The organism is Pseudomonas jessenii, assembly GCF_002236115.1.
Classification (GTDB): domain Bacteria; phylum Pseudomonadota; class Gammaproteobacteria; order Pseudomonadales; family Pseudomonadaceae; genus Aquipseudomonas; species Aquipseudomonas jessenii.
This window is the reverse complement of the sequence record NZ_NIWT01000001.1, coordinates 112,329-133,637: the sequence shown is the minus strand read 5'-3', so window position 1 is coordinate 133,637 and position 21,309 is coordinate 112,329. Positions and strand designations below refer to the sequence as shown.

The 21,309-nt window shown below is 53.3% G+C and carries 16 protein-coding genes and 2 pseudogenes; 2 read left to right on the top strand and 16 right to left on the bottom strand.

The features are described 5' to 3' along the window. Positions 1–121: 121 nt before the first annotated feature. Positions 122–1,027, bottom strand: coding sequence for a GntR family transcriptional regulator (locus PSJE_RS00575; protein WP_090455813.1), 906 nt, complete (start codon positions 1,025–1,027; stop codon positions 122–124). A 168-nt stretch (positions 1,028–1,195) separates the two neighbouring features. Here PSJE_RS00575 and prpF point away from each other — a divergent pair, with 168 nt between their 5' ends. Continuing rightward, positions 1,196–2,368, top strand: a complete 1,173-nt coding sequence (gene prpF, locus PSJE_RS00570) for a 2-methylaconitate cis-trans isomerase PrpF (RefSeq protein WP_090455815.1) — start codon at positions 1,196–1,198, stop codon at positions 2,366–2,368. A gap of 102 nt (positions 2,369–2,470) precedes the next feature. Here the strand turns inward: prpF and PSJE_RS00565 are convergent, their stop codons facing one another. From PSJE_RS00565 to PSJE_RS00520, 9 genes and pseudogenes are all read right to left on the bottom strand, one after another. After that, positions 2,471–3,535 (bottom strand): AbrB family transcriptional regulator, encoded by a 1,065-nt coding sequence (locus tag PSJE_RS00565; RefSeq protein WP_090455817.1) that lies wholly within the window; start codon positions 3,533–3,535, stop codon positions 2,471–2,473. A 262-nt stretch (positions 3,536–3,797) separates the two neighbouring features. Then, the gene (gene gabD / locus PSJE_RS00560) at positions 3,798–5,240 is read right to left on the bottom strand and encodes an NADP-dependent succinate-semialdehyde dehydrogenase (RefSeq protein ID WP_090455819.1); all 1,443 of its coding nucleotides are present in this window, start codon (positions 5,238–5,240) and stop codon (positions 3,798–3,800) included. 59 nt (positions 5,241–5,299) lie between these two features. After that, complete coding sequence (locus tag PSJE_RS00555; protein WP_090455821.1) at positions 5,300–6,943, bottom strand: acetolactate synthase large subunit; 1,644 nt, start codon at positions 6,941–6,943, stop codon at positions 5,300–5,302. A 227-nt stretch (positions 6,944–7,170) separates the two neighbouring features. Beyond that, a complete protein-coding gene (locus PSJE_RS00550) occupies positions 7,171–8,526 on the bottom strand; it encodes an MFS transporter (RefSeq protein WP_090457905.1) in 1,356 nt (451 codons plus the stop codon). 443 nt (positions 8,527–8,969) lie between these two features. Further along, a pseudogene (locus tag PSJE_RS00545) lies at positions 8,970–9,272 on the bottom strand (histone-like nucleoid-structuring protein, MvaT/MvaU family); the annotation flags it as partial. 298 nt (positions 9,273–9,570) lie between these two features. After that, positions 9,571–10,473 carry an NmrA family NAD(P)-binding protein gene (locus PSJE_RS00535; RefSeq protein WP_090455823.1) on the bottom strand — a complete coding sequence of 301 codons (903 nt, stop codon included), beginning with the start codon at positions 10,471–10,473 and terminating at the stop codon, positions 9,571–9,573. Between the two features lie 12 nt (positions 10,474–10,485). Beyond that, positions 10,486–11,601, bottom strand: coding sequence for an oxidoreductase (locus PSJE_RS00530; RefSeq protein ID WP_159439184.1), 1,116 nt, complete (start codon positions 11,599–11,601; stop codon positions 10,486–10,488). Positions 11,602–12,038: 437 nt separating this feature from the next. Further along, on the bottom strand, positions 12,039–12,902 hold the full coding sequence (locus tag PSJE_RS00525) for an SDR family NAD(P)-dependent oxidoreductase (RefSeq protein ID WP_159439185.1): 864 nt from the start codon (positions 12,900–12,902) through the stop codon (positions 12,039–12,041). Between the two features lie 61 nt (positions 12,903–12,963). Then, positions 12,964–13,389, bottom strand: a complete 426-nt coding sequence (locus PSJE_RS00520) for an Rrf2 family transcriptional regulator (protein ID WP_090455829.1) — start codon at positions 13,387–13,389, stop codon at positions 12,964–12,966. Positions 13,390–13,636: 247 nt separating this feature from the next. Between PSJE_RS00520 and PSJE_RS00515 the strand changes: the two are divergent. Further along, positions 13,637–14,018: pseudogene (locus tag PSJE_RS00515) on the top strand (transposase); the annotation flags it as partial. 200 nt (positions 14,019–14,218) lie between these two features. Here PSJE_RS00515 and PSJE_RS00510 read toward each other — a convergent pair. The 6 genes from PSJE_RS00510 to PSJE_RS00485 form a co-directional block, all read right to left on the bottom strand. Continuing rightward, positions 14,219–14,959: a sulfite exporter TauE/SafE family protein gene (locus tag PSJE_RS00510; RefSeq protein ID WP_090455831.1), complete on the bottom strand. Its 741-nt coding sequence runs from the start codon at positions 14,957–14,959 to the stop codon at positions 14,219–14,221. Between the two features lie 227 nt (positions 14,960–15,186). Next, positions 15,187–16,416 (bottom strand): maltoporin, encoded by a 1,230-nt coding sequence (locus PSJE_RS00505; RefSeq protein ID WP_090455833.1) that lies wholly within the window; start codon positions 16,414–16,416, stop codon positions 15,187–15,189. A 219-nt stretch (positions 16,417–16,635) separates the two neighbouring features. Next, a complete protein-coding gene (locus PSJE_RS00500; protein WP_090455835.1) occupies positions 16,636–17,637 on the bottom strand; it encodes an ABC transporter permease in 1,002 nt (333 codons plus the stop codon). Positions 17,638–17,675: 38 nt separating this feature from the next. Continuing rightward, positions 17,676–19,238 carry a sugar ABC transporter ATP-binding protein gene (locus tag PSJE_RS00495; RefSeq protein WP_090455837.1) on the bottom strand — a complete coding sequence of 521 codons (1,563 nt, stop codon included), beginning with the start codon at positions 19,236–19,238 and terminating at the stop codon, positions 17,676–17,678. 83 nt (positions 19,239–19,321) lie between these two features. Continuing rightward, entirely contained in the window at positions 19,322–20,275 is a 954-nt protein-coding gene (locus tag PSJE_RS00490; RefSeq protein WP_159439186.1) for a substrate-binding domain-containing protein, read from the bottom strand. 64 nt (positions 20,276–20,339) lie between these two features. Further along, the gene (locus PSJE_RS00485; RefSeq protein WP_090455840.1) at positions 20,340–21,293 is read right to left on the bottom strand and encodes a sugar ABC transporter substrate-binding protein; all 954 of its coding nucleotides are present in this window, start codon (positions 21,291–21,293) and stop codon (positions 20,340–20,342) included. Between the last annotated feature and the right edge of the window lie 16 nt (positions 21,294–21,309).

The following is a 21,309-nucleotide window of genomic DNA, read 5'->3' as shown; positions in this document are numbered from 1 at the left end:
CTGGAATATTGATTTTGTCAACGCATAAACGCAATGAAGGACGAAAGGCGAAAAAAAAAGGCCGCGAAAGGCGGCCTCTGAGCTTTGATGAGATGGTGCTGAGCTTCAGTTTCAGTAGGTGTTAGGTTGGCTCTCGATCGAAGACGGCAGAGACAGCTTTTTTACGCCAAGCGCCTTCAATGTGCTGGCGCATGAAGCTCGCAGCCCCCAGATTGTCGCCCTTCTCGATAGCTTCAAGAATCGATAAATGTTCCTGTGCTAGCGCCTGGCGCGGAAGGTCATGCTTGGTCTGCCGATATTCAGCCAATCGACGAACCTGATCAAGACGTCGCAAGGTCTGTAAAGCGAATCGGTTGCCCGACCATTCGGCAATCGTTTCATGAAATTTTGCATTGGATTCAAACCGCTCGATGGCGCTCATGGTCATATAACCACCGTCCAGGATCGCCTGCTGCTCCTTTCGCAGGGCATGCAATTGATCCATGTCAGGCTTGAATTTAGAGCTCAGAATGCCCGCCGGTTCAATGGCCAGACGTAGCGAGTACATGTCTTCATACGCTTCCAAAGAATCAATCATCGGCAAAAAGCGCCACCCATAACCAACCTCTTTTTCCACCCATCCTTCGCTCTGCGCGCGTGCGAGAACTTTACCGATTTCACTCCGTGAAGCACCCAATTCACGGGTTAAATCTGCCTCGGTGACCGACTCCGGCACAGTACCGTGGAATCTCGCATTGGCGAGCTTCAAATAAAGCGGATCATCTGTCTCAGTTAAATGAGATAGAACCTCCGGAGTCAGGCTGTCGACGTCGCCGTGGATGTGGAAACCCCGATTTTTGTCATACCGCATCAAACCGGCTGTCACCAGGCACTCGAGAGCCACCTTGATCGGTGAGCGCGAGGTACCAATTAGCTTAGCAAGCGTCCATTCCGGCAAGTGGGTACCTACGGGCAACCGCTCTCTACGGACGTAATTGATGATTTCCCGCAGCGCCTTGCGCTGACTGTTGGTCAAATCCTGAGTCATGTCTGTTGGCTTGGCTGATCTAAAGGCATTGGGAGTAGCAAATATACACGGTGGGGCAGCGCTGTGGTGAAAAGCGCAAATTCATCCGACAATCGAAATGGCGGAATTATTGTGTTTTATAACATAAAAACGCAATATAGGATTTCACGACCCAACCGGAGCTTCCCAATGCCACAAGTAGCCTATCCAGCCGTATTTATGCGAGGCGGCACCAGCAAAGGCGTTTTCTTTCGAACTGATTGGCTTCCCTCTGATGTCATCGAGCGCGACCGCATCCTGTTAAGGGTCATTGGCAGTCCAGATCCTTATGGTCAACAAATTGATGGCATGGGTGGCGCTACCTCGAGCACGAGCAAAGTGGTGCTGATCAATCGCTCCGACCGGGCGGATTGCGATGTCGATTACCGATTTGGCCAAGTTGCGATTGATCAGCCTGTCATCGATTGGTCAGGCAACTGCGGAAACCTCACTTCCGCCGTCGGCTTATTTGCGATTGCGGAAGGCTTGGTGGATGCACCTACCGACGGCATAGCTGTAGTTAAAATTTGGCAGGCCAACATCAACTCAAAAATCATTGCCCACGTGCCAATGAGAGATGGGCAGGTCGTTGAGGAAGGTGACTTCGAGCTGGACGGCGTAACGTTCCCTTCTGCAGAAATCAAAATCGAATTCCTTGATCCAGGCGCGGGCGAAGACGAAGAGGGAGGCCGCATGTTCCCAACGGGCAACCCTATCGATATCCTCTCAGTTCCGGGAGTCGGCGATGTAGAAATGACCATGATCAACGCAGGTAACCCTGCGATTTTCATTCGGGCGAGTGTGTTGGGATTGCAAGGAAACGAGCTGCAGAAAGATGTAAACGGTGACCCCGAATTGCTGGCAAAGGCCGAAGCAATTCGAGCTCATGCAGCAGTCCGAATGGGGCTTGCTGCGACTGCTGCAGAAGCGACCTTGAAACGCCCGCATACACCAAAGCTTTCCTTTGTCTCGGAACCATCTGCCTATACAGCGGTAAACGGCAAACAAATTGATCCATCTACTTTAGATCTGAACGCGCGGATCTTCTCCATGGGCAAGCTGCATCATGCCATGACAGGCACTGGAGCAGTGGCGATCGCGGTCGCCTCTATCATTCCAGGAACCGTGTTGAATCGACTGAATCCAGATTCGATTGGCAGACAGATTCATTTTGGCCACCCATCAGGAAGTCTTGCCGTTGGCGCCGAAGCTATAGAGCAAGACGGTGTTTGGACGGTATCGAAAGCCGTGATGAGTCGATCTGCTCGCCGGCTGATGATCGGGCAAGTACTGGTTCCTTCGGACATAGTTTCGGCGTCCTGAATCCGTGATGCGCGAACCACTAATAGCGACTGAACTCGCTGTTAGTGGCGCGTTTTACCATCAATGGCTGAATGAACTGTTCGTCCCCGAACGGCGACACCTTCACTGTGTCTTTGCCTTGTCCTTTCGTTGCCAGTAGCGAAAAAGGGGTTCGGCCAAGAACAACACCAGTACCAAACGAAGGGTTTGCATCGCCGTCACTAGCGGTACAGACAGTTGCAAAGTTTCCGCCGTCAAGCTCATCTCCGCGATGCCTCCAGGCATCATGCCCAGCGTCAAGGAGCGAAAATCGAGCCACGCAAGCCATCCAAGTCCTGCGGCGGCGGCTCCCGCTATGATTATCATCAAGCAGGTAGATAAAAAGCTGCGCGCTAAAAAACCTGGCGCATCTCTAAAGAAAGATCTCTCGAAGAAGCATCCAAGACTGCTCCCGATCATCAACTGTCCAAACTGACTGGCTCCCGTGGGTAAAGACAAATGCAAATCAAACCAGACGCTCGCGCATGCACTTACAAATATAGAGCCGAACATCCATGGATTTGGCTGTCGCATATATTGCAGCAGCCAACCTGCGACCCCGCCCAAGGGAAACAACACCAATAACCAGTAATAGCTAACTTCCGAATGGGAAGCCACGGCCACCCCTTCGCCCATGAAGAATTTGAAAGCAGCGGGAACGGTCAATACGACGATCACTACACGCAAGCTTTGAGCTGCCGCCACTTGGCTTAGCAGCGCACCGTTGCGCTGCCCCAGATTCACCATCTCCGCAGCCCCTCCGGGCATGGAAGAAAAGAATGCGGTCGCTCTGTCGTGCCCACTGGAGCGCATTAACCAAACGGCAATGACACTCACCATGGTGGTAATTAGTGCGCCGGCAACTATAGGGATGGAATAGTTTAGGATTTGCTCAATGACTGCCGCATTGAAATGCAGTCCGATACCCACCCCCACCACCCACTGGCCAGCCTTACGCCCACCAGGTAGAGGGGCGATCTGCCAAGGGCCGCAGCATTTAACCAGTATCACAGCGACAAGCGAGCCCACCATCCATGGCAAGGGCCAGTGCACGTAACTCGCAAGAACCCCTCCAATGATCCCTATAAGCGGGGTCGTCACAAATCTCGACCAATGGATTTCTGCCACGAGTATCCTCTTCACAAACATTGAGGGCGCATCCATCCGTGCCCTGATAATCTCTCGAATTGCTGAGACCGGTAGACGAAGAGGAGCGATGCATTGTCCAAGTCGCTACTAAGGTGCCTACTATCGAAAGGAATATGAACTCTCAAAGCATCTGGTAGCGAACTGCGGGGTAAAAGCGAAGTGCTACCACCCCACAGGTGTGGCTGAAGAACGGGGATATTCAACGTCACACATTCGGATGCAAGCGCTCGAAGAGTCCAGATTTGTTAAACCTAGGACGCAGCTAGATCCCCAAGCAGAGATATTTGATCTCCAGATAATCTTCGATGCCGTATTTGGAACCTTCACGGCCCAGGCCCGAGCTCTTGATGCCCCCGAACGGAGCGACCTCATTGGAAATCAGACCGGTGTTGACGCCAACCATGCCGTATTCCAAAGCTTCAGCCACACGGAACACACGACCCAGGTCGCGAGCGTAGAAGTACGAGGCCAGTCCGAACTCGGTGGCATTCGACATCGCGATCACATCGGCTTCGTCTTTGAAGCGGAACAGCGGCGCTAATGGGCCGAAGGTTTCTTCCTTCGCCACGGCAGCGTTGTTTGGCACGTTGGTCAGGATGGTCGGCTCGAAGAAGTTGCCTTCCATCGACTTGCCGCCGAACAACACGGTGGCGCCTTTGGCAACAGCGTCAGCAATATGCTCTTGCACCTTGGCCACGGCTTTTTCATCGATCAACGGGCCAGTAGTGGTGCCCTCCTCCAGACCGTTACCAATCTTGAGCTTGGCTACAGCCACTTTCAGCTTCTCGGCGAACGCGTCGTAGACCGTATCCTGGATGTACAGGCGGTTGGCGCAAACGCAGGTCTGGCCGTTGTTGCGGTACTTGGAAATGATCGCGCCTTCGACGGCCTTATCCAGGTCGGCGTCGTCAAACACTATAAACGGCGCGTTGCCGCCCAGCTCCAGAGACACTTTCTTGATGTCCTTAGCGCATTCCGACATCAGTTGACGACCGATTTCGGTCGAACCGGTGAAGGACAACTTGCGCACGATCGGGTTACCGGTCAACTCGCTCCCAATGTCGCCGGCGCTGCCGGACACCACGCTGAACACGCCTGCAGGAATGCCCGCACGCTGAGCCAGTTCGGCCAGTGCAAAAGCGGAAAACGGAGTTTGCGAAGCAGGCTTGAGCACCATGGTGCAACCGGCGGCCAAGGCCGGGCCGGCTTTACGGGTGATCATCGCCGCCGGGAAGTTCCACGGAGTGATTGCAGCGGTCACTCCGATTGGCTGTTTGATCACGATCAGGCGCTTGTCTGGCTGGTGGCCCGGAATCACGTCACCGTAGATGCGCTTGGCTTCTTCGGCGAACCACTCAATGAAGGAGGCGGCGTAAATGATTTCGCCCTTGGCTTCGGCCAATGGCTTGCCTTGTTCCAGGGTCATCAGGCGAGCCAGGTCGCCCTGGTTCTCGATCATCAGTTCGAACCAGCGACGCAGTTTGCCCCCACGTTCTTTGGCGGTCAGTGCACGCCAGGCCGGCAGCGCTTGGTCAGCGGCTTCGATTGCACGGCGGGTTTCTGCAGCGCCCATTTTCGGCACGGTGCCCAGAATTTCGCCCGTTGCCGGGTTGTAGACCTTGATCGTCTGACCATTGTCCGCATCAACCCAAGCGCCATCGATAAAGGCTTGCTGGCGGAAAAGGTTCGAATCATTAAATTGCATGGAGCAGCTCCTGTACTCACTCATAAAAGTACGGCGGGCATTGGGTTGCCCGCCATGCATCAAATGGCAGCGCTACGCTCGCGCAACTCCGTGTTCAGGATGCGGTCGTTTTCGCTGTAATCGACCGGACAATCGATCACGTGTACGCCCGGCGTTTTAATGCAGTGCTCCAGCAGCGGTAGGAAGCCTTCCGCACTCTCAACGCGATGGCCATTGGCGCCATAGGCCTCTGCGTACTTAACGAAGTCTGGGTTGCCGTAGTCCAGGCCGAAATCGGTGAAGCCCATGTTGGCCTGTTTCCAGCGGATCATGCCGTAGCCATCGTCGCGCAGGATTACAACAATCAAGTTCATATTCAGGCGAACTGCTGTCTCCAACTCCTGGCTGTTCATCATGAATCCACCGTCCCCGCATACCGAGATCACCGGGCGATCTGGATACACCAAGTGTGCGGCCATAGCCGATGGTAATCCCGCCCCCATAGTCGCCAATGCATTATCCAAGAGGACGGTATTGGGCTTATGAGCCTTGTAATTGCGGGCAAACCAGATTTTGTAGATGCCATTGTCCAAAGCAACGATGCCTTCGGACGGCAACACGCGACGAATGTCCGCTACCAAACGCTGGGGATAGACCGGGAATCGGTCGTCGTCTGCACCTTCAATGATCTGGGCTTCGTTTGCTTCTCGAATGGCCATCAAGCGAGTGAAATCCCAATGGCTGGTGTCGTTCAGGGCTTCTCCGATCTGCCAAACGGCATTGGCGATGTCACCAATCACTTCAATCTGCGGGAAGTACACAGCATCAACTTCAGCGGAGCGGAAGTTGATGTGGATGACTTCGGTGCCGCCACGAACCATGAAGAAAGGCGGCTTCTCGATCACATCGTGGCCGATATTGACGATGAGATCGGCAGCCTCGACGGCGCGGTGAACAAAGTCTCCCGACGACAATGCGGCGTTGCCGAGGAAACGAGGGTGACGCTCATCAACCACACCCTTACCCATCTGCGTAGTTATAAACGGGATGCCCGTATCGTCGATCAGTTGCTTCAAAACCTTAGCCGTCATCTTGCGGTTGGCACCAGCACCAATGACCAGGATTGGGCTGCGCGCTTTCTGCAGCTTCTCGACAGCTGCCTCGACAGCTTTGTGCTCCGCCAATGGACGGCGATGCAAACTCGGAGGGATCGGCATGCTATCGGTTTGCTCAGCGGCGATATCCTCCGGAAGTTCCAAATGGACGGCTCCGGGTTTCTCTTCTTCCGCCAGACGAAACGCTTCACGCATCCGTGCAGGGATATTGTCTGCCGAGGCGAATTGGTGCGTGTACTTGGTGATAGGAGCCATCATGCCGCAGACGTCGATGATCTGAAAACGGCCTTGCTTGGACTTTTTGATGGGCTTTTGGCCTGTAATCATCAGCATCGGCATGCCGCCCAGATAAGCGTACGCGCTGGCAGTCACCAAATTCGTTGCACCTGGCCCAAGGGTCGACAGACTGACACCGGTTTTACCCGTGAGACGACCATAAGTAGCGGCCATGAAGCCGGCAGATTGTTCATGGCGCGTCAGCACCAACTTGATCTGCGACTTGCGAAGGGACTCTAGCAGGTCAAGGTTTTCCTCACCGGGAATACCAAAGACGAATTCCACACCTTCGTTTTCTAGACATTGCACAACTACGTCAGCGGCCTTGGCCATCTTGCTTATTACCTCTGGTTGCGGAGAGCGGGATTGGAATCCCTAGGAACGTAATGATGATGATGCTTGATCGGATAATCGTTGACGTATCGACGCTCACCAGAAATTTAGCTTGTTGATAAATGCATGATCAGGCGAAAAAATGGTGGTATCCACAAGCCAACCTCTGCCCTATGAAATACCACCATTAAAACTTTTCAATCGTTGAGCCAGCTTTTACTAAAGGTTCAAGAGCTCAGGGCTGCTACCCGCTGTTGACGCTCCAGTTCCTTCGTATTTTGGCGACCGATATAGAACACTAAACAGATGCCCACTACGCACATACCTGAGAGCGGCAGAAGCGCCAAAGGGAAGCTCCCAGTGTGCTCGCGGATAACGCCGACAAAGAAATTAAGAACACCAGTACCGAGGTGACCGAGTGTGTTGACCGCCGCAATACCAGCAGCAAGTACAGCCGGAGAAAGGGTTTCGGATGTGAGAGCCCAGAACGGCCCTTTCAACGCAAAGTTACCAATCAGTACCAAGGACAACAGGATCAACGTGATCGTGAGCGAATCAGTAAGCAAAGTGGCTGCAAAACTGATTGCGGTAACTGCCAGCGGGATTGCGGTGCTGAAGATCCGCTCGGCTTTTTTGTCAGCTCGCATGCCCCAGAAGATCATGAAAACCGCGCCCAAGCCGAACGGGATCATATTCAACAAACCGGTTTCCATGTCAGTCAGGTGAAAGGATTTAAGGATCTGGGGCATCCACAGCGAAAGCGTGTTACTGGTGGCAGAGATGCTCATGTAGATGACAGCTAACAAGAGGACGTTTTTGTTAGTCAGAGCTGCCATGATCTTGCCTCTGGTCTTCTCCTTGGCCAGACCTTTCTCGCGCTCCTTAACTTCTCTCTCCAGCCTTTCTGCCTCGAGACGATTGCTGAGCCAGTCTTTCTGGTCTGCAGTCAGCCACCGCGCTTCAGACGGTTTGCTCGGCAAAAGGAACAACGTCAAGATGCCCATGATTACCGCTGGAAGGGCTTCGAGCATCAACAGCCATTGCCAGCCTCGGAAATCCAAGAACCCATCCAGTTTTAAAAGGATTGCCGAAAGCGGTGAACCGAGGAAATTAGACAGTGGCACGGCAACCATGAACACAGCCACGATACGTGCCATGTATGCCTTGGGGAACCACTGAGTGAGGTACAGGATGACGCCTGGGAAAAAACCAGCTTCAGCAGCACCAAGCAAAAAGCGTGAAAGACCGAAGGAGTAAGGGCCAGTGATGAAGGCAGTCAGGAATCCTACGATCCCCCACGTAATCATAATCCGCGCAATCCAGCGTCGAGCGCCGAACTTTTCCATCGCAATGTTGCTTGGCATTTCAAAGAGCACGTAGGCGACAAAGAAAAGCGTCGCGCCAAACCCGAATATGGTTGCAGTCAACCCGATGTCTTTGTTCATCGTCAACGCGGCAAAGCCGATATTCACACGATCCACGTACGCAATGAAGTAGCAAAACATCAGGAACGGGATCAGCCGCAGCGTGAGCTTTCTGACGACCGCTTTTTCCACTTCGCACTTTACTGTCTGGTCATTCATGGTGGGCCTGCTAGGTTGCTTATTATTGTGCAAAAACGCAATGCAATCATCGTAAGCCTGCCTGCGTTTGTCAACAAAAAAGCGCAATGTTGCTGACCATCGGCTTTTCCTCCCTGACCTCAAACAAACCACGGTCGTCGACTGCCCGTGGATCCTACATCCTAGGGAAATATCGCTGAGAAAATGTAAATTTGCTCAGAACTGGAGCAAAAAAAATCCTATAATCTGACTTTATTGCTTAATAAAGACAAAATATCGGTAAAAGTGTGAAGCCTATCGCTTCCCCCTCTGAACGCTTCAGGATGGAGCGCTGGCGGTTCGGGCCAGGCGGATGCGCGCAACGCGTCGTGCCTGACCGCCTAAAAAAAAAGCCCCGAATATGTCGGGGCGATTGTCGAAGCCAGCGGCTCAGTCGGCAAAATGCCGCTCGTGCTCAACCAAACTCACTTGGTCAACCAAGACTCAACGGTCGTGGAGCCGTGCTCAGCTCTCCATCCCTTCAGGGTCTTGTGATTGCCACCTTTGGTTTCGACGATTTCACCGGTGTTCGGGTTCTTGTAGAACTTAGCCTGGCGTGGTGTCCGAGTACTGGCTTGGGGCTCGGCAACTGGCGCACGTCGATCAGACTTCGGATCAAGCAGGTTGATCACGTCTTTTAGGCTGTAGCTGTATTCACCCAGCAGTGCACTCAGCTTGGTCTCAAATTCAATTTCTTTCTTCAAGCCAGCATTAATGCTCAGCGCTTCCGATGTAGCGAAATGTCACTGCTGCTCACCCTTTAAAGAAAATGGCGATTTTGTTCACAATGGGATCGCACAGATATGTGAGGCTGGCCAGGAGCTAGGAGCATTTTTTGCTCGATATCCAAATGCAGCTTGGGCGTCTTGGGGTGATTATGATGCAAGGCAACTTGAGTGAGACGCAAGATTCGCTACGTGCCCTTCCCTAGCCGGAAACATCCGTTTATTTCAGAGCATCCCTAAGCGCTGCGCTCGAGAAAATTTCGACTTGCTCTCCTCAAGCGGCAAGTTGATTGCAAAATCCCTAGTGCCCGACGATCGAAATTAGCTCCTGCCGATGCTCAAGAATCCATTGCTTAAGTGTTAAAGCCTGCTCTCCGGTGACATGCGGAACATCATCCCGAACGCTTCCGAGATATCCCATCCGCCCATCCACTACCTGTCGCATGATCTCGACGCCGCCATCTGCATACCACGACTCCACCGGGATACTTGCCGATGTGAAAATAGACTGAAATTCTGCCGGGCCAAGGACGTTAGCAGTGATCTCCTTATCGAGGATTTCGCCTAGCAGCTTGGCGAGTTCAGGGCCTGTAGCAACATCGCTGCTTAACCAATACTCTTTTCCAGCGTGCTTCGCCGGCCCCTCCTGGAGCGCGGTAGCTGCAACCAGAGCGATATCCGCCGCCGCAACCCAGCCGGTTCGATATTCGTTCCAGTAAGTGGTCAGGGTGTCACCCTTTAAGCAAAGGGTAAGTATGTTTTCCATAAACATATTGGGATGAAGGAATGTCCAAGAAATTCCGCTGGTTTTAATATAGGCCTCAACCAATTGATGCCAGGCAAAGGCTGGCCCCGTGCAATCCCATTCCCCAAAAACACCGAGGTGCACGATATGCTTAACACCGGCTTTGCTGGCGGCGTCCACCAGCGTCTTGCTCTGCGCAAGCATGGCTACGGTATAGCCGGTTAAAAGGAAAACTCGATCCACGCCTGCGAGCGCGGCTCCGAAAGTTCGGGGATCGTCCAGATCAAGGTGAACGATGTCCTTTCCCTCGCCGCTTAAACGATAAACCTCCTCAAGCCTGCGGGAAGTAATCCTAACGTCAACGTCAAGGTTGCCTTCTAGATTGGAAACTACTTTCTTACCTACTTGGCCACTGGAACCTATAACCAAGACTCGCGGTTTACTTTGCTTTATATTCATGGAGTTCTCTTCCTAATTTTCTTTTATGAATTTCCACATGGAAAGCCCATTTCGCAGCGCATGCACAAACTTCGGTGACACTCCGAGCGCATAGAGCTCTTCAAGCGTGAGCGGAAAACTTTTAATTTCGAAGTCAGGGCTAGCAGCCCTTTTCGGCCAGTCCGGAGCTAATATCGCCGCGCGGCCCAAAGCAACCATATCGGCACCATCGTTGAGCGCATCTTGAACTTCTTGCGGCGTTAACAACGATCCACTTGCCACCACGGGAATGTCGCTGCGTAAAACGTTCCTAACCCGTGAGAGATTTGTTTGCTTTTGATTGGGATATTTCCAGGATACTTCCTTAGCGTTCATGGCCGAAAGATTCAGGTAACTAAACCCCACATCGTTCATCATCCGGATCATTTCCAAGCCATCGTCAATGTCGAAACCTCGCCCGCTGTTCCAGTCTTCGACGAGGATCTTAACTCCGATGGTGAAGTCGCTGGGTAAGTCGGCCCGGATTCTCCGCATGGCTTCGAGTAGAAATCGTGCGCGATTTTCCACCGAGCCTCCCCATTTATCTTTTCGCAGGTTCGTGGTCAAACTAAAGAACTGGGTAAAAAGGTAGCCGTTTGCACCGTGTAGCTCGATTCCGGAGGCCCCAGCCCGATGCACTCGCCGCGCGCTATCCACGAAAGCATCAAGGATGGCGTGGATTTGTGCTTCGCTCAACTCCCGAGGTTGCTCAAAGTCAGGAATCGGAAGTTGAACGACACTTGGCCCCGCCGGCTGCTTGCCTCTATTCAGTTTGGCTTTTGCTCGCATTCCGGAGGGCATGAGCTGAACAATCGACAGCGCCTGCTCGCGCTTAACCATGTCGGCAAAGCGGCGGAGTCCATCTTCGTGAGTATCTGAGAAAGCTCCGATCTGCCCTTCTATGTAAAGGTCGCCTTCGTAGGGCGAAGCTCCGGCTGTGATGACCGCGCCGAATCCACCTTGGGCACGCATCGTTAACCAGTTCAATTCTTCTTCGCTAAAGCCTCCGTCGGGATGACTTTGCCCATTGGTCATCGGCGCCATAAAGAGCCGATTTTTTACCGTCGCTCCGTTGTTGAAAGTGTAGGGCTGGAAAAATTGTTCGTTCACCTGGGATCCTATTCGTTTGTCAGCGATTGAGTTATCGGTCGTATGCGAGATTCCCACCTGTTCGGCATTTGGCTCTTGTAGTTGTATAGGAGCCATATGTTGGCTGCGACCAGGCTGTGGAATGCCGAGAATGATTTTCGCGCTTTAGCGTATCGGGTTGTAACGGGAAGGAACTGCTTAAGGCGGTTGAGCTATTGCAATCGTCGCAAGCTCAGGCATCTTAGGCGGGCGAATTATTGCAGTTGGCTCTCGGTGAAATCACACGCCTGATCTCATGGATCAAAAGTTCTTCGCCCATAAAGGTGCCTTCCTAGACTTTGCCGGTAAGAAGCAGCCACAGTTTGCACACCCGCACTGCATGCGGTAAGCCATGTTATAAGGGACGGCTGAGAAGCGTAGCCCTTCTGCCCGCCCCGAATAAAGTTCGAAGCTCATCATCAACGCGGGCTATATTGCTTGATGAGCTTCCCAAATTTCCGCAGACCTATCGCATCAGCAGCGGATGGAGAGATGGCGTTCATGAGCGTCATCATCTTGAGTAGCGCGCCACCCATAACATGCTCCTTACGTCGCTGGCGGATCGTGGCGAGGATATCGCGTGCAACTTCATCAGGCTCGCATAGGTCGACGCCCATCTTTTTCCACATGTCGAAAAACGGGGACTCCGACTCGGTGTTGGAGGGGGCGGGCCCGAAGAACGACAGGGATACGTTTGTCCCTTCAAGCTCGCGATTGGCGCCTTGCACGTAGCTCGCCAGTGCGCCGCGGGTCGCCGCATAGGCGCTCATAAACGGCAGCGCCACCCGGCCATCCATGGCGCCACCGATGTGGACAATCACTCCGTCGCTGGCTTGCTTGCGCAGCCCAGGCAGGAATGCCTGAGTCACGAAGATGGGCCCCTTCACGTTGATAGCGAGCAGATCGTCGACGTCGGATAGCGTGTAGTCTTCAATAGGTTTGCGGGGCGAGATGCCTGCAAGGTTAACCACTGCATCGATCCGGCCGAGGTGTTCAAAGGCTGTTACAGCCAGCTTCTCGAGGCTAGCTGGATCGGTTACGTCCGCGCGCACGTAAATCGCCGAACCGTCGCTTTTGCCGGCTATCTCGGCGGCGTCGTGCTCTCGTCGTGCAGCGAGCACCAATCGAAAGCCCTCGGCGGCGAGGAGCCTGGCCAACGCGTGGCCAAGTCCACCGGTCACTCCGATGAGAACGGCGGTGGGCGAATCCTTGTCATGCCTGGCAGCGGCAGGGCCGGTTGCAGTGCCGTCATTCACAGGGGACTTTTCGTTCAATTTCGTCATTTCGTGTTCCTTTAAATGCTTATTAGCTACTATTAACGTATCTATTATAGGCAAAAAAAAGCTAAGCGGACTTAGCTCTGATTTTGGACACCACATCTGCCAACGTCGTCTGTCTCAACTCCTTATGGACGGCCTCTTGAGTACAAACCAGTACGTCGCTCATGACTTCCTTGATGTTGGAGCTCACGACACACTCCTTCCTTACTGGATAGGCGTGGATAGCAAAAGCATCCGGAGGGCTTACCGCAGAGTAGATTTCTAAAAGCGAAATATTTTCCGGGCTTCGTGCCAGGCCGTAACCTCCAGACTTACCAACAGCCGTTTTAGCCAGCTTCGCCTTCGATAGCTTAACGAGAATCCTTTTAACGAAAACCGGGTTGGCATTTACGCTGCCCGCAAGAATCTCCGAAGCGAAAACTCCGTCGTGGTGTGCGATCGCAGCCAATACGTGCACGGCAATCGAGAATTGAGTGTTTACTGAAGACATCCATGGATACTATATTAGTATCCCTATTGATGCAAGAGGCGGGCGAAATTGTATGAACGAACCCATTGGATTAGTCGAATGAACCACGGTGAAGATCACTTCGCTCATTCCTTTCGTATTCTTGTCGCAAGCAGAGAGGCATTTTCGTTACAAGGATCACATAAAAAAAGAGCACTGGACTCTTAACGATGCATCGACACCTGCTCCCCAACCAAACCTCCCTGCTATGCCCTCATAATTCCAAGGATATGAGTGCCCGGCAGGCAAGTGGTTGACGCTCAAACAGCGCAACAAGGGGGATCGGATCTATCAGGCAGATGTCAGCGACTGCGCTGCCTGCCCGCTCAAATCCCAATGCTCTGGCGCCCAGTGCCGCTATGTCTCACGTCATGCCCATGAAGAAGCCTTTGAGCGAATGCTGGCCCATCCGCAGATGATGGCGAGCCGAAGATCCATCATTGAGCACCCTTTCGGTAACCTCAAGCAATGGCTGTTAGGGAATGGTCGCTTCCTGCTGCGACAGTTGGAAGGAGCAAGAGCAGTAATGGCATTGGCGGTGAACGCTTACAACCTCAAGCGAGCGATTAGCGTGCCTCGGAACCCGCCAGTTGATGGCGCTGATGGACTGAAACGTCTGTCGCTCACACTAAAACAAACGCTCCGAACAAGTTGGGGCGTTTGTTGGGCCGGCCTTCAGTGCGTTTTCACACAGTCTGTCATTGGGCTCTTTTTCTTGTACTAAAACCAAACTCACTTGGTCAACCGGGACTCAACGGTCGCGGAGCCGTGTTCTGCTTTCCACTTTTCTAAGGATTTTGTGATTCCATACCTACAGGTTCTGTATCACCAACTGTAATCCGGTCACAAGAAGCCCAAACCAAGCGATCCGATAAAACCATTTCTGGTTCACCCGGCTTTGCAACCAAATGCCCAACCAGACGCCGGGTATAACGATCGGAGCAAGCGCCATGCTAGCCCCAAGGTTGGTCACTGAGAACTGACCTAATAGCGCATACGGCACTACCTTGATCGCGTTGGTTAGAAGGAAAAACACATTGGTCGTCGCGACGTACCGCACCTTGTCCATTTGCTGAGGAAGAAGATACATCATCAGCGGTGGCCCACCTGCGTGAGCAACAAAGCTCGTGAACCCCGCCAATCCAGAATAGAGCGTTCCCTTACCAACATGTGGATTCGCAGGCGCAAGGGTGTGACGGGCAGCCCAGACGTTCAAGCAAAAAAATATGATCGCGATTCCTCCCATCAGCAGTGCGATCAAACGTTCACTTAGAGCACCGAACGATAAAGCTCCGATCAACACGCCAACCAGAGCACCTGGAAGCATGATCTGCAGATTGCTTATGTCCCACTTACCTCGGAAGCGGCGCAGTCCGGTGATATCGGCGATGCAGAGGATCGGTAGCATGATCGCTGCGGCCTGAGTTGGTGGCATATTCAGAGCAAGCAGCGGCACGGCAATACCGCCAAGCGCACCTCCAAAACCACCCTTCGATATCCCCGTCAGCAAGACAGCCGGTACCCCCAACAAGAACAACTCAACTAGCGACATGCCCTACTCCATTCTGATCCTTGAGGCCGAGGCTCAGACTCAAGCTTCAAATTGACTAACTCGCTGACGAAGTTCTCCACTTGCATCCAACAGCGCACCTCTGCGTCCCAGAACATCTTGCGAGCGGTTCCGAGCCTCTTCACGTATCCGTTAATCGAAGTCCCACCGAGGTATCGCCCTAGTGGGACTTCTTCCAGGTCAGCTACACAACGCTGGCGAACTACACATCATTTCCACCAGTACTCAAGCTGGAGGCCGACGTTCGAACCATGAAGGGCATTACCGAAGGCGCCACTGTCTGAGAGCGCTGAGCCAGCAGACATTTCGCTCGCGGCCCGTTGGGCTGCCTTGTTCCAAGAGGCATAGGTGTAATACAGGCGAAGTTCCGGACGAGACCAGTAGCCTGGCCCGGCCGGCGACCAGGTTGGAGCAATGGTGAATTTCGTCAATTTCCGCGTCCCCCCGGGAGCATCCACTTGATCTCGACCAACCTCGGTGCCCAGCTTGAATTGCTCAGTGAACGCATAGACAGGACGGACGCCGATCGACAACCAATTCTGGTCATCATCTTCATTAGGGTGGGTATCCTTTTGGTACACAATTTGGAATTGCCCACTGAATCGTGGAGTCATTTGCCAGTCGAAGTACTCTACAACGCGCCAACTCTGATTGTTGCTGTCCAGAGAGGAATCGCCGGTGTAACTCATAGCCGTTCCTGGCCCTTGCCCATACTGCACAGCAAAGGTATTGAGCCCCCCCAGAAACCCTTTCTGCTTGTGCTGCGCAATAGCTGACCAACCACTGTGGGAATCTTCCTTGTTATCTGGCTTTTCGAGATAACTGACTCCTAACTCCAGACCACCGCCAGGATTGGTATCGAAGCCGCTGACAGTGAAGTCGTGACGGTTTGTGTAGTCCTCTTGGAAGAGGTTGTCCTTGCGCGAGAACACGTAGCTGTACTTGAGGTCGCCGATACCTACCTGGTCAAAACCAAAGCCATTAGCACTCTGGTTCCAGTAGTAGTAGTCAGTCATGTGAATATCGTTACGATTATAGTAACGGCGGCCAGCCCAGAAGGAACCACCGTTGAGTACAGGCATCTTGCTCCATTCGGCGTACGCTTGGTTCATTCGAGCAAAGCCATAGTCACCGGTGAATTTAGGTGTATGTCCATATTCGTTATACAGTTGCGCCATGCCCTCGACACTGATTTTAGAGCCGTCCTCCAGCTTGAGCAGGTCTTGACGCAGATCAAACTCGAAGTACTGCTCGCATTCGTTACCCAAGCGATACTTGGATTGTGCCCCTGGAAGCTGAAAGCACGATTGCCGGCCTCCCTCCGTAGAATCTCCGACACCGGTACGAAAATAGCCGCTGAAATCTAACGCATGCGCAGACAGCGGAAATACCGCCACTGAAAGTACAGACCAGAAAGCTCCCTTGGTGTTGAACGACATGCTCTTCTCTCCACTTGTTGTTGTTTTTTTTTATTTTTCGGGACAGCCGAGCCCACTCCGGGAGATTTCTCTTCCGATGTTGTGGGCTTTTTTATTGAGTTGCAGTAATTGAATGAGAGCTTGAAACCGAAACTGTCTGCGTGGGTACTGACAGTCAGTAAGGCACTCGTATAGCTTCAGTTAGAGCTATAAATTAGCAGTCTTAACGAACTGCTCTGATCACGATTTGCCTCTGGATTTAGCGTAGGTATCGAAGCCAACCGCCAGCACGATGATGATTCCAATCACCACTTGCTGGTAATACGCGGACACGTTCATGATCACGAGTCCATTGATGAGGACGCCGATAAGCAGCGCTCCGATAATCGTGCCGCCGACACCGCCCAGGCCACCGAACAGGCTCGTCCCTCCGATCACCACCGAAGCAATGACGCGAAGTTCGTAGCCCGAGCCAGCGACCGCCTCAGCCGACCCAAGTCGGGCAGAAAGAAGGAACCCTGCAAGACCTGCGAGGAAGCCCGTGATGACGTAAACACTCAACACAACCGCCTGCACGCTCAAACCTGAAAGCCGAGCTGCCTCAGGGTTACCGCCAACGGCATAAACCTGGCGGCCATAGCGTGTGTATCGCAGTGCGATGTATCCCACCAAAGCGACGATCATGAAGACCAGGACGGGAACAGGTACGCCCAACACGTCTCCTCTCCCCCACCAACGGAACGCTTCATTGAAGCCGCTCACAGGAGCACCATCATTCACAATGAGCGTCGCACCGCGCCATACCGTGAGACCACCCAGTGTCACGATGAATGCAGGAACGCCAAATCGAGTCACGACCTTACCGTGGAGGTAGCCTGCCATCGTACCGACAGCACACGCTGCCAGCATCGCAACAAGCCATCCCATGAAGAAGTCGCCGCCCAATGCCTGCATCAGGAATGCACCGCTAATAGCGGCAAATGCGAGCAGCGATCCCACTGCCAGATCGATACCTCCCGTGAGAATCACGTAGGTCATTCCCACGCCGATAATCCCGTAGATTGAGACCTCGGTGAGAATGTTCTTGATGTTGCGAACCGACAGGAACATTGGGTTGTAGAGGGTGAAAATGGCGATCAGTGCGACGAGGAACAACACCACGCCATACTTCTCGAAGAACCCGACCATCTCGAATTTTTTCCGATGCTCCACGGCCGACTCACTAGATGCTGGTTTGATCATTTTATGTTTACTCGATAGATGATGCGGGTGCGGCCCGTTTAGGCCACGCCTTGGTGTGAAAGCGTCGAACTCACTCCCTGAGCCATTCGCTGCATCAGTAGCTCTTCAGTTGCCTCATCAGCCGAGACAACACCGGTGATTGTTCCTTCCCGGAACGTGACAATCTGGTCGCTGACGGCCATGACTTCGGGCAGCTCGGAAGAGATGACAATCACGGCGATGCCAGCGCGCGCCATATCGAACAGAACTTGGTGAACTTCTGCTTTGGCCCCAACATCAATGCCTCGCGTTGGCTCGTCGACAATGAGAACTTTCGGCTTGAGCGCCATGCATCGGGCCAGGATGACTTTCTGTTGGTTTCCCCCTGACAGAGTCCCAATGGCCACACTGTCGTTAGCCATCTTGATTCGCAGTCGCTTCTGGTAGTCCTGAATGAGTTGGGTTTCAGCTCGGTCATCAATGAACATGCCCCAGCGCTTCATCCCACCCAAGCTCGGTAGGCTCATGTTCCAGCGAATGGAGTGCCCCAAGAAGCAGGCCTGCTGCTTCCTGTCCTCCGGCACAAGCGCGACTCCGGCAGCGATGCCTTCACGAGGCGATCGAAACGGAGAAACCTGGCGACCGTTCACGTAGATGATCCCTTCATCGCATCCATCGGCGCCGAAGATCACACGAGCCAGTTCTGTACGGCCTGCTCCTACCAGCCCAGCGAAACCAACAATTTCCCCAGCCCGCACATCGATGGACATATCGCGTAGTGGCGTTGCATGAAGACTTTGGCCGCCGCCACCGGAGATTCTGGAAACACTCTGCACTTTCAGCATCACTTCGCCTGGAGAGCCGGTGAGCGGTTTGCGCACAAACTCGACGTCCCGGCCGACCATCAGACGAACGATGTCATCGACGCTGACGTCTGCGACGTCCCCAGAGGTGATGTAGGCGCCATCACGAAAGATGGTGTAACGATCACAGCAAGCCTTCACTTCATTGAGCTTATGCGACACGTAGATGATGCTGATGCCTTTGGCCTTCAGACCCGCGACGATTCCGTGCAACTTGTCTACTTCGCGGCCACTGAGCGCAGCGGTAGGTTCATCCATGATGATGAGCTTCGCATTCATGGTGAGCGCCTTGGCAATCTCTACCATCTGCTGTTCAGCCACACTGAGCTTGCGAACCATCGTCCTTGGTGTAATGGTCAAACCGAGGTCGTCCAGGACATGCTGGGCATCACTAAACATCAGCTTCCAGTCAACAAACCCATGTCGTAACGGCTCACGTCCGAGGTACATGTTCTCAGCGACAGACATGTCGGCGATGAGATTGAACTCCTGATAGATAGTAATGATGCCAAGCTCTTGGCGGCGCATGGGAGTGTCATGCTCCTGCAGCACATGGCCATTGAATTCAAGTGAACCTTGACCAGCATCCGCAGGCTGGGCACCGGCCAGAATCTTCAGGATGGTCGACTTGCCCGCCCCGTTTTCACCGAGCAAAGCGTGTACTTCACCTTTACCGACTTCGAGCTTTACGCCATTGAGTGCAACAACCCCTGGAAAGGTCTTCTTGATATTGCGAACTTGCAGCAGCGTATCGTTCATTCCGATGCCTTCCAGTCCTAGATCCGTTAAATAGGGAGATAGCGGTGCTCTCTCCCGCGTCAATTACAAAGATGGGTAGTCGATTACTTGATAGCGCTGAATTGCTCCGCTTGATCCAGGTTTTGCTGGGTGACCATGAACGGCTGAACGGTCACTGATTCGATCTTGGTGCCATTGCGGATATTGTCCACAACCAGGCGTAAGGCGGTGCGGATCTGCTTGCTTGGGCTCTGTTCAACGATGCCGGTAATCTCACCTGCCTTGATGCTTTTCAGAACTTCAGGGTAAGCGTCGTAGCCAATGATTTTGATCTTGTTGCTTAGTCCCATTCCTCGAACGGCTTCGACTGCTCCAAGCGTCATATCGCCGGTGGAGCAGATGATCACATCAGGCGGAGTGCCCGCCGAAGCGGTCAGAATGTTCTCGACCACCGACATTGCCTTGGCACGATCAGCCTCACCGGATTGCTCGGCCACGAGTTTGAAGTTGCTACCGGCCGCAGTCAGTGCTTGATGCACCCCTTTCGCTCGATCCATTGCGGTGGTGGAGCCAATCTGACCGGTGATCAGTACCACATTGGCCCCCTTGGGCATGTTCTTCACAACCCACTCACCCATGATGCGCCCACCCGCCACGTTGTCTGCCGTTACGAATGGCACAGCTGAGGAAGTGCCCTCCACACGGCGGTCAACTGCGATTACCGGAACCTTCTCATCCAGCACATCATTGATAACCGGTGCGAGCGCGGAGACATCGTTCGGAGTCAATACAACTGCCTTAGCACCTTGTGTGAGCGAGTTCTCGATATCGGAACTTTGTTTGGAAGATGAAGCCTGGGCATCCTGGACAAGCAGGTTGATATCCAGTGCTTTAGCTTCCTGCACTGCCTGCTCATGCATGAAGATGAAGAAGGGAATTGATAGGGTTTGGAAGCTCACCGCAATCTTCTCGCCAGCGGCGAAAACGGGTGCGTTCGACATCAAAAAAGCTGTGGCCAATGCAGCAGTCAGCACTCGACGTTTATTGTTCGTTTTCATTCTCGATTTCCTTAATTGCATAGGTGCATCAAACAGTCGGATTTACCGGACGAAGAACCGCCAGTTATTGAATGGCGCTGTATTGTTCTGCCTGACTCAGGTTTTCCTGGGTGACCATGAATGGCTGAACGATGACCGTATCGAGCTCTGCTTCGCCGCGTACTTTCATCACCGCCATGCGAAGGGCCGTCCTGATTTGTTTGCTCGGGCTTTGCTCCACGATGCCGGCGATATCTCCGTCTCGGATGGCACGCAGCACCTCTGGGTACGCGTCAAACCCGATGACTTTGATCTTGCCTTTCAACCCTATGGCCCGCACGGCTTCCGCAGCCCCGAGTGCCATGTCGCCGCTCGCACAGATGATTGCATCTGGAGGGTTTGCACTCAGCGATGTCAGGATGTTTTCAGCCACCGACATAGCCTTGGCGCGCTCCCACTCCCCAGACTGCTCAGCAACTAGTTTGAATTTGCTTCCGCCAGCTTTGAGTCCTTCATGGACACCTTTCGCACGGTCAATGGCTGTTGATGAACCAGCTGTACCGGCAATGAATGCCACGCGCGCACCATCTTTCATGTTGGTCGTGACCCACTCGGCCATAAGTCGGCCACCCGCTACGCTGTCAGCAGTCACATAGGGCACTGGGACATCGGTACCTTCGACGCGACGGTCGACTGTCACCAAGGGTACTTTTTCAGATAGCACTTCGTTCAAAGCCGGAGCCAAGGCGGTCACATCATTGGGTGCGACAACCATTGCATCGACACCTTGAGTCAGTGCGTTCTCGACATCCGAAGACTGCTTCGTCGAGGAAGATTGGGCATCCTGCACAAGCAGTTCAACATTGAGCGTCTTGGCTTCCTGCGCAGCCTGCTCGTGCATGTAGATGAAGTAAGGAATGGATAACGTTTGGAAGTTGACGACGATCTTCTCCCCAGCCGCCATTGCAGGCGTAAGCTGTAACGTCAAACCTGCTGCCAAAACAGCGCTGCACAACAAACCACCTTTCTGCGTTTTCATTATTTTTGTTCTCCTC

What these genes read in the sequence shown, in the direction of transcription:
- PSJE_RS00575 (WP_090455813.1), bottom strand. Translation starts at nt 1,027, where the DNA reads ATGACTCAGGATTTGACCAACAGTCAGCGCAAGGCGCTGCGGGAAATC.
- prpF (WP_090455815.1), top strand. Translation starts at nt 1,196, where the DNA reads ATGCCACAAGTAGCCTATCCAGCCGTATTTATGCGAGGCGGCACCAGC.
- PSJE_RS00565 (WP_090455817.1), bottom strand. Translation starts at nt 3,535, where the DNA reads ATGTTTGTGAAGAGGATACTCGTGGCAGAAATCCATTGGTCGAGATTT.
- gabD (WP_090455819.1), bottom strand. Translation starts at nt 5,240, where the DNA reads ATGCAATTTAATGATTCGAACCTTTTCCGCCAGCAAGCCTTTATCGAT.
- PSJE_RS00555 (WP_090455821.1), bottom strand. Translation starts at nt 6,943, where the DNA reads ATGGCCAAGGCCGCTGACGTAGTTGTGCAATGTCTAGAAAACGAAGGT.
- PSJE_RS00550 (WP_090457905.1), bottom strand. Translation starts at nt 8,526, where the DNA reads ATGAATGACCAGACAGTAAAGTGCGAAGTGGAAAAAGCGGTCGTCAGA.
- PSJE_RS00535 (WP_090455823.1), bottom strand. Translation starts at nt 10,473, where the DNA reads ATGAATATAAAGCAAAGTAAACCGCGAGTCTTGGTTATAGGTTCCAGT.
- PSJE_RS00525 (WP_159439185.1), bottom strand. Translation starts at nt 12,902, where the DNA reads ATGACGAAATTGAACGAAAAGTCCCCTGTGAATGACGGCACTGCAACC.
- PSJE_RS00520 (WP_090455829.1), bottom strand. Translation starts at nt 13,389, where the DNA reads ATGTCTTCAGTAAACACTCAATTCTCGATTGCCGTGCACGTATTGGCT.
- PSJE_RS00510 (WP_090455831.1), bottom strand. Translation starts at nt 14,959, where the DNA reads ATGTCGCTAGTTGAGTTGTTCTTGTTGGGGGTACCGGCTGTCTTGCTG.
- PSJE_RS00505 (WP_090455833.1), bottom strand. Translation starts at nt 16,416, where the DNA reads ATGTCGTTCAACACCAAGGGAGCTTTCTGGTCTGTACTTTCAGTGGCG.
- PSJE_RS00500 (WP_090455835.1), bottom strand. Translation starts at nt 17,637, where the DNA reads ATGATCAAACCAGCATCTAGTGAGTCGGCCGTGGAGCATCGGAAAAAA.
- PSJE_RS00495 (WP_090455837.1), bottom strand. Translation starts at nt 19,238, where the DNA reads ATGAACGATACGCTGCTGCAAGTTCGCAATATCAAGAAGACCTTTCCA.
- PSJE_RS00490 (WP_159439186.1), bottom strand. Translation starts at nt 20,275, where the DNA reads ATGAAAACGAACAATAAACGTCGAGTGCTGACTGCTGCATTGGCCACA.
- PSJE_RS00485 (WP_090455840.1), bottom strand. Translation starts at nt 21,293, where the DNA reads ATGAAAACGCAGAAAGGTGGTTTGTTGTGCAGCGCTGTTTTGGCAGCA.